The sequence below is a fragment of the Empedobacter sp. GD03861 genome (assembly GCF_029840885.1).
GTDB lineage: Bacteria > Bacteroidota > Bacteroidia > Flavobacteriales > Weeksellaceae > Empedobacter > Empedobacter falsenii_B.
The window spans coordinates 1-5,074 of sequence record NZ_JAOCDJ010000067.1 but is presented as its reverse complement, the minus strand read 5'-3'; the positions used below and the strand labels follow the sequence as shown (position 1 = coordinate 5,074).

General features: G+C 45.6%; 2 tRNA genes and 2 rRNA genes. All 4 read right to left on the bottom strand.

Going from position 1 to position 5,074, the window contains the following annotated elements:
- Positions 1–31 precede the first annotated feature (31 nt).
- Positions 32–2,813: ribosomal RNA gene (locus N5D03_RS14535) — 23S ribosomal RNA — on the bottom strand.
- Positions 2,814–3,024: 211 nt separating this feature from the next.
- Positions 3,025–3,098: transfer RNA gene (locus N5D03_RS14530), tRNA-Ala, on the bottom strand.
- Between the two features lie 44 nt (positions 3,099–3,142).
- A tRNA-Ile gene (locus N5D03_RS14525) sits at positions 3,143–3,216 on the bottom strand.
- A gap of 187 nt (positions 3,217–3,403) precedes the next feature.
- Positions 3,404–4,922 (bottom strand): 16S ribosomal RNA (locus N5D03_RS14520).
- The 16S and 23S rRNA genes sit together here with 2 tRNA genes alongside, the layout of an rRNA operon.
- Positions 4,923–5,074: the final 152 nt, after the last annotated feature.

Below are 5,074 nucleotides of genomic sequence, written 5' to 3'. Positions count from 1 at the left end.
CTATCATTATCTTTGATTCGTTCTACTTTTTTAGAAAAAGTCTATGGGTAATTAGTACTACTCGACTATGACATCACTGCCTTTACATCTATAGCCTATCAACGTTGTAGTCTACAACGACCCTTTAAAGAAGTCTTATCTTGCGGCGAGTTTCGCACTTATATGCTTTCAGTGCTTATCTCTTCCAAACGTAGCTACTCAGCGGTGCACCTGGCGGCACAACTGATACACCAGAGGTTTGTTCAACACGGTCCTCTCGTACTAGAGTCAACTCCGCTCAAACTTCTAACGATCACAACAGATAGAGACCGAACTGTCTCACGACGTTCTGAACCCAGCTCGCGTGCCACTTTAATGGGCGAACAGCCCAACCCTTGGGACCTTCTCCAGCCCCAGGATGTGACGAGCCGACATCGAGGTGCCGAACCTCCCCGTCGATGTGAGCTCTTGGGGGAGACTAGCCTGTTATCCCCGGAGTACCTTTTATCCTTTGAGCGATGGCCCTTCCATACGGAACCACCGGATCACTATGTCCTGCTTTCGCACCTGATCGACTTGTTGGTCTCACAGTCAAGCACCCTTATGCCATTACACTCTACGCACGGTTACCAAGCGTGCTGAGGGTACCTTTGAAAGCCTCCGTTACTCTTTTGGAGGCGACCACCCCAGTCAAACTACCCACCATGCACTGTCCTTCCATTAGGAAGTTAGGCTCCAAGTAAATAAAGGGTGGTATTTCAACAATGACTCCACAATACCTAGCGATACTGCTTCATAGTCTCCCACCTATCCTACACATTATTTACCCGAAGTCAATACAAAGCTATAGTAAAGGTTCACAGGGTCTTTTCGTCCCGTTGCGATTAACCGGCATCTTCACCGATACTACAATTTCACCGAGATCATGGTTGAGACAGTGCCCAGATCGTTACACCATTCGTGCAGGTCGGAACTTACCCGACAAGGAATTTCGCTACCTTAGGACCGTTATAGTTACGGCCGCCGTTTACTGGGGCTTCAGTCAAAACCTTCGAGTTACCTCTAAGCTCCTTCCTTAACCTTCCAGCACCGGGCAGGTGTCAGACCCTATACGTCATATTTCTATTTTGCAGAGTCCTGTGTTTTTGATAAACAGTCGCCTGGGCCTTTTTACTGAGGCTGACATTGCTGTCAGCGACCTTTCTCCCGAAGTTACAGGTCTATTTTGCCTAATTCCTTAACCATGAATCGCTCGAGCGCCTTAGGATACTCTCCTCGACCACCTGTGTCGGTTTACGGTACGGGCTGCACATCTCGCTATTTCTTGGAACAATTTTCAGAGGATTATCACTCTAACCGAAGTCTTCGTGTACTATCCCTACTTTACGTAGGTTCAACGTACTATTCCGTCAGTACGCACCTCCTACAATCATTCGTCACTTTTATTGAGTGCAGGTACGGGAATATTAACCCGTTTGCCATCCACTACCCCGTTAGGGTTCGTGTTAGGTCCCGACTAACCCTCAGCTGATTAGCATAGCTGAGGAATCCTTAGTCTTACGGCGAATAAGTTTCTCACTTATTTTATCGTTACTCATGCCTACATTTTCTTTTCTAAAAGCTCCACCACCCATTACCAGGTGACTTCTGCGCCGTTAGAATGCTCCCCTACCAGTAGTACTAATGTACTAATCCATAGCTTCGGTAATATGCTTATGCCCGATTATTATCCATGCCGGATCGCTCGACTAGTGAGCTGTTACGCACTCGTTAAATGAATAGCTGCTTCCAAGCTAACATCCTAGCTGTCTATGCAATCCAACCGCGTTTTTTCAACTTAGCATATATTTGGGGACCTTAGCTGATGGTCTGGGTTCTTTCCCTCTCGGACATGGACCTTAGCACCCATGCCCTCACTGCCTAGAAACATATATTAGCATTCGGAGTTTGTCAGGAATTGGTAGGCGGTGAAGCCCCCGCATCCAATCAGTAGCTCTACCTCTAATATACTTTACTAAACGCTGCACCTAAATGCATTTCGGGGAGTACGAGCTATTTCCCAGTTTGATTGGCCTTTCACCCCTACCCACAGGTCATCCGAAGACTTTTCAACGTCAACCGGTTCGGTCCTCCACTTTGTGTTACCAAAGCTTCAACCTGCCCATGGGTAGATCACAAGGTTTCGCGTCTAATACTACTGACTATAGCGCCCTATTCAGACTCGCTTTCGCTACGGCTCCGCACCTGAAGTGCTTAACCTTGCCAGCAACATTAACTCGTAGGCTCATTATGCAAAAGGCACGCCGTCACACTTACGTGCTCCGACCGCTTGTAGGCGTACGGTTTCAGGTTCTATTTCAACTTTCTATTCGAAATGCTTTTCACCTTTCCTTCACAGTACTAGTTCACTATCGGTCTTTGAGGAGTATTTAGCCTTGGAAGATGGTCCTCCCATATTCGGACAGAATTTCTCGTGTTCCGCCTTACTCGTTATCAACTTAATAAAAATTTCATTTACGGGACTATCACCCTCTACGGTTAACCTTTCCAGGTTATTCTATTATCCTTATTAAGTCTTTAGGGCTAATCCGCGTTCGCTCGCCACTACTTACGGAATCTCAATTGATTTCTTTTCCTATTGGTACTTAGATGTTTCAGTTCCCAACGTTCGCTCCCATTGCTGGGTGACATGCCTTCAACATGCCGGGTTGTCCCATTCGGAAATCTACGGATTAATGCGTATGTGCCGCTCCCCGTAGCTTATCGCAGCTTATCACGTCCTTCATCGCCTCTCAAAGCCTAGGCATCCGCCGTACGCCCTTTGTAACTTTTTTCTCGATTTAACCGTCATATTATGAGCGGTTATGTTAATCTTACTCGTTTTCTTGATTAATTGTATACCTTTATAAAACTTTGATTTATTTCTAAATCTGTTTGTTTTTGATTGTATGCGATTATAAATAAATTATAATCTGTTTCTAATAATGTCAATGAACTCTTCTGCTTTAGACGAATTTCGAACTTCGAGATTCGTTTATCGCTTCGTGGAGAATATCGGAGTCGAACCGATGACCTCTTGCGTGCAAGGCAAGCGCTCTAGCCAGCTGAGCTAATCCCCCTCTTTGTCGTATTTCGAAATTCATTAATCGAACTTCGTTTTTAGTAGTCTCAGGCAGACTCGAACTGCCGACCTCTACATTATCAGTGTAGCGCTCTAACCAGCTGAGCTATGAGACTCTTTAATACTCTTAAAGAGTGGTCTTTTTGTTAGTTGTAAGTCTTAAGTTATAAGTAATAAGTTTTTATTCCTTAATATTTTACTTTACCTTAACCTCTATCTCTAACTATATATTAAATACTACAGAATAAAAAGCCGAATCAAAATCAATCTTCTTACAATAGAAGAAAATTCGTCGTTCTCTAAATATGAGATGTTCCAGCCGCACCTTCCGGTACGGCTACCTTGTTACGACTTAGCCCTAGTTACCAGTTTTACCCTAGGCAGCTCCTGTTACGGTCACCGACTTCAGGTACCCCCAGCTTCCATGGCTTGACGGGCGGTGTGTACAAGGCCCGGGAACGTATTCACCGCATCATGGCTGATATGCGATTACTAGCGATTCCAGCTTCATAGAGTCGAGTTGCAGACTCCAATCCGAACTGAGATAAGTTTTTGAGATTCGCATCTTGTTGCCAAGTAGCTGCCCTCTGTACTTACCATTGTAGCACGTGTGTAGCCCAAGACGTAAGGGCCGTGATGACTTGACGTCGTCCCCACCTTCCTCGCGGTTTGCACCGGCAGTCTCATTAGAGTCCCCGTCTTTAAACGCTGGCAACTAATGATAGGGGTTGCGCTCGTTGCAGGACTTAACCTAACACCTCACGGCACGAGCTGACGACAGCCATGCAGCACCTTGCAGTCTGTCCGAAGAAAAAACTATTTCTAGTTCTGTCAAATTGCATTTAAGCCTTGGTAAGGTTCCTCGCGTATCATCGAATTAAACCACATGCTCCACCGCTTGTGCGGGCCCCCGTCAATTCCTTTGAGTTTCATTCTTGCGAACGTACTCCCCAGGTGGGATACTTATAACTTTCGCTTAGCCACTGAACCCGAAAGCCCAACAGCAAGTATCCATCGTTTACGGCGTGGACTACCAGGGTATCTAATCCTGTTCGCTCCCCACGCTTTCGTCCATCAGCGTCAGTTAATGTTTAGTCACCTGCCTTCGCAATTGGTGTTCTGCGTAATATCTAAGCATTTCACCGCTACACTACACATTCCAGCAACTTCAACATCACTCAAGACTAACAGTATCAATGGCAGTTTCATAGTTAAGCTATGAGATTTCACCACTGACTGATTAATCCGCCTACGGACCCTTTAAACCCAATAAATCCGGATAACGCTTGCACCCTCCGTATTACCGCGGCTGCTGGCACGGAGTTAGCCGGTGCTTATTCTTCTGGTACCTTCAGCTACTTACACGTAAGTAGGTTTATCCCCAGATAAAAGTAGTTTACAACCCATAAGGCCGTCATCCTACACGCGGGATGGCTGGATCAGGCTTCCACCCATTGTCCAATATTCCTCACTGCTGCCTCCCGTAGGAGTCTGGTCCGTGTCTCAGTACCAGTGTGGGGGTTCACCCTCTCAGGCCCCCTAAAGATCATCGTCTTGGTGAGCCGTTACCTCACCAACTAACTAATCTTACGCATGCCTATCCTACTGCGATAAATCTTTCAAAATCTAATGATGCCATTAAATCTGTTATAAAGTATTAATCCTCCTTTCGAAGGGCTATCCTTTTCAGTAGGGCAAGTTGCATACGCGTTACGCACCCGTGCGCCGGTCTCTAGTTCCCGAAAGAACTATACCCCTCGGCTTGCATGTGTTAAGCCTCCCGCTAGCGTTCATCCTGAGCCAGGATCAAACTCTCCATTGTAATTTTTCTTTTGGTATTGCTACCTATGTTTTTACAACTTCGAATTTCCTATAGCTCCATTATTCAAGGATTGACTTCGTTTTATTCGGCTATTTTTTCTTCTGTATATTTTATAATTTCAAATGAACTTCTCATCTTAGCAAAACCTCTCG